This window comes from Paenibacillus sp. P4_A7 (assembly GCF_056402455.1).
On sequence record NZ_JBFUHJ010000565.1, the window covers coordinates 1 to 3196 of the forward strand.

General features: G+C 44.4%; 3 protein-coding genes. All 3 read right to left on the reverse strand.

Annotated elements, in window-relative coordinates:
• Window positions 1-15: 15 nt before the first annotated feature.
• From AC1DWN_RS31030 to AC1DWN_RS31040, 3 genes are read right to left on the reverse strand one after another with little or no spacing between them, the layout of a single operon-like run.
• Window positions 16-1167, reverse strand: a complete 1152-nt coding sequence (locus AC1DWN_RS31030) for a family 10 glycosylhydrolase (RefSeq protein WP_477562714.1) — start codon at window positions 1165-1167, stop codon at window positions 16-18.
• Window positions 1168-1195: 28 nt separating this feature from the next.
• On the reverse strand, window positions 1196-2074 hold the full coding sequence (locus AC1DWN_RS31035; RefSeq protein ID WP_477562715.1) for a carbohydrate ABC transporter permease: 879 nt from the start codon (window positions 2072-2074) through the stop codon (window positions 1196-1198).
• Window positions 2075-2091: 17 nt separating this feature from the next.
• Entirely contained in the window at window positions 2092-2949 is an 858-nt protein-coding gene (locus AC1DWN_RS31040; protein ID WP_475812986.1) for an ABC transporter permease subunit, read from the reverse strand.
• Window positions 2950-3196 lie beyond the last annotated feature (247 nt).

Consider the following 3196-nt stretch of genomic DNA (forward strand, 5'->3'; position numbering starts at 1 on the left):
CAAAAAAATACCTCTCTAGAGCTCTAAACCACAGACCCACTCGATACTAATAAAAACAAAATTGCCTTCCCGCAAAATACGGTATGCGCCTGTATCCGACTGCCCCATCCTATGCTGCTCGGGACCAGTCGACTCTAACGAAAGCAAGGCTACATCTGCTATATTTTCCACATCCGTGCACCAAGGTTCCTTGGATTCCACTTCCCGGTAAGCCTCTCCGACCATGCGATATACGATTGGATCCATCATTCCATCAGGATGCAAGTGATCACCTATGGAACAATGTGTCCCATGCGCCAGAGCCAAAGCCGATTCGAACCGAATGGCATTCGCATGCTTGTATCCGCCAAACTCACCCCAGTTCATATGGAAGCGCCCCGTCATCCCAACAACCTTCTTACCAAGCTGTTGGAAATATCTCGCCGAAATCGGAAAATAATCATAGCCCCATCCGCCGGAAGGCAGCGATTCTACTTCAATATGGCTATTCATCGCTACCATATCCCGGCGCCCGCATCGGATGCCGCTGTTATGAAAAATATCGAGCCCGGGCTTGATATTCCATACCCGCTCGTTGAGCTGACTTGTGTAATTGGCGTATACCCTTTCTGCCAGGTCCATGACATCGTTCCTATTTAATGGATCTTTGCCTTCTTGCAGCAGAGTTGCCCTGCAATTATGACAATAACAAGCTTTCGGAAAAACAATATCCAAAAATAGCCCATCCGCATCGTATTTTGCAACGACTTCCTCCGTTAGTTGTAGAATATATTCCAAATAAGGGGAATGAAAGCAGAAGGTATGAAGACCCGGCTGCATAAATCCTGGATCATAGAGGGTATCGTCATTCTCGTTGCGAGCGAGCCACTCCGGATGCTCCAGAGCCAAATTTTCGCTTAACCCGACATTAATATAAACCGGTGTCTTGACACCAATCTCATGTGCGGCCTCAATGATTTCACCCAATAGATCGAACTTTAATCCGGGGTGTTTATTGAATTTCTGCGTGTCATAATAAGCCCAGCCGTGGAAACATTTCGCAAACACATTAATCGAATCTACGTTGCCTAGCTGAAGCATTTCCTGAAACTGCCGCTTGGAAAATCGCTCCCCAATCTTAACGGATCCATGATTATGGAAATCGAGATGTATTTGTCTGAATCGCATGTTAACCCTCCGCCTATCTATCGATTTTTTATTCTTTTACGCTTCCCATAACGATGCCTGTCATGAAATATTTTTGTAGAAAGGGATACACAGCGAGCACTGGAAGAGCACCCAGAAAAATCTGCGCTGCTTTAACCGTCCTATCCGAAATTTGACGCAGCATTTCCGTGTTCAAGTCTGTTAATCCTGAGAAGTTTTTCTGAATCACAATGGTCTGCAAATAACTTTGTAACGGATAATGATCCGGCGAGTTCATATAAATCAGTCCATCGAACCAACTGTTCCAATGGCCAACAGTCGACAAAAGCAGAATGGTAGCAATTGCCGGGATAGAGAGAGGGAGAAAAATTCGGAACAGCGTAACGAAATGGCCTGCACCATCTATGAATGCCGCTTCTTCCAATTCCTTGGGCAATCCTCTAAAAAAGTTGAGCAGTAAGATCGCACTGAATACAGGTACAGCTCCCGGGAGGACAAGCGCCCAAATCGAATCAAGCAAGCCAGCCGTCCTGATGACCATATAAGTTGGAATGAGACCTCCGCCGAATAGCATCGTGAACACAAAAAACCAGGCATATATCGTGCGTGATTTGAATTTATGGGACTCCTTGGACAGAGGATAAGCTAACAAGATCGTAAGTACAATGTTGATTGAAACGCCTATAGCAACCCGCTTTAAGGAGATGATAAACGAATTGATAAAAGCGGCTTGTTCCATTACGTACTCATAGGATGTTGTATTGAATCCGATCGGCCACAACCGGACAATTCCCGCAGAAGCGGCAGCATTGGTGCTCATAGACAGCGCGAGGACATGGACCATGGGAAGTACGCAAAGAATAGCGATTAAACAGAGAAATGTATAATTGATGACTTGGAAACCGACTCTCCATCTGGATACCCGCATATCCTTACCCCTCCTTCCTAAAAAATACGGTATTTAGCAAAACGATAGGCCAAATAATAGGCAATGGAAATTAATATAAAGGAAACAATGGAGTTAAACAGACCAATAGCAGTCGCGGGTCCGAATTGTGCACTGATTAATCCCATACGGTATACGAACGTATCAATAATATCTCCGCTCTCATATACTTGCGGATTATAGAGTACGAAAACCTGATCAAAGCCTGCATTTAAAACACTCGCCAAGCTTAGAGTAGCCAGCAATATGATAATTGGCCTCATACCTGGCAACGATACATGCCATGTCTGTCGCCAGCGATTTGCCCCGTCCATTACCGCAGCTTCGTATAATACCGGACTTATGCTGGTCAAGGCAGCAAGGTATAGAATGGTGCTGAAACCAACTTCTTTCCATGCATTGGTGATGACAAGGACATAAGGAAACCAATTATTGTTGCCTAGAAAATAGATAGGCTCAAAACCAAAACTCTTAACAATCTCGTTAACGATTCCGATAGAGGGCGACAATATATCAATCAGCACACCACCCAATATCGTCCAGGATAAGAAATGGGGTAAATAGATTAGCGTCTGAATAGAGCGCTTAACGAATTTGTTTAGAACTTCATTAAGCAGTAAGGCAACCGTGAGTGGGAAGATGAGGCCCGTCACAATTTTCATCAGGGCAATAAAGACCGTGTTTTGCAATACCTTTAACGTATCGGGCAAGCTTATTACATACCTGAAGTTATCCCAGCCAATCCATTCGGAGCCCGAAATCCCTCTAGCAGGAATGAACTTTTGAAAGGCAATGACGATTCCCAACATTGGCCCATAGCAAAATATTAAGACGAGAACTAAACTAGGTAAGATCATCAGATGCAGGGGCCAGTTCACCAGTTTTTTAGACAAAGTCGTTCACCTCCGCTGAGCTTGATAGATGCTCGAAATAAGGGGCGAGATGAGTAAGGAATTCTCCTCCTGCCCCCTTATTCGGATATATCGATTTATTTTTTCGTTTTATACCATTCATTTACTTCAGCCAATATCTCATTGCCTCCAAGCTCCAGCCACTGCTTAGTGAAATTATCGAATTCATCCACGGAAGACTGCCCAAGTATAA

Coding starts and splice junctions, on each gene's coding strand:
- AC1DWN_RS31030 (WP_477562714.1), bottom strand. CDS start 1,167: ATGCGATTCAGACAAATACATCTCGATTTCCATAATCATGGATCCGTT.
- AC1DWN_RS31035 (WP_477562715.1), bottom strand. CDS start 2,074: ATGCGGGTATCCAGATGGAGAGTCGGTTTCCAAGTCATCAATTATACA.
- AC1DWN_RS31040 (WP_475812986.1), bottom strand. CDS start 2,949: ATGATCTTACCTAGTTTAGTTCTCGTCTTAATATTTTGCTATGGGCCA.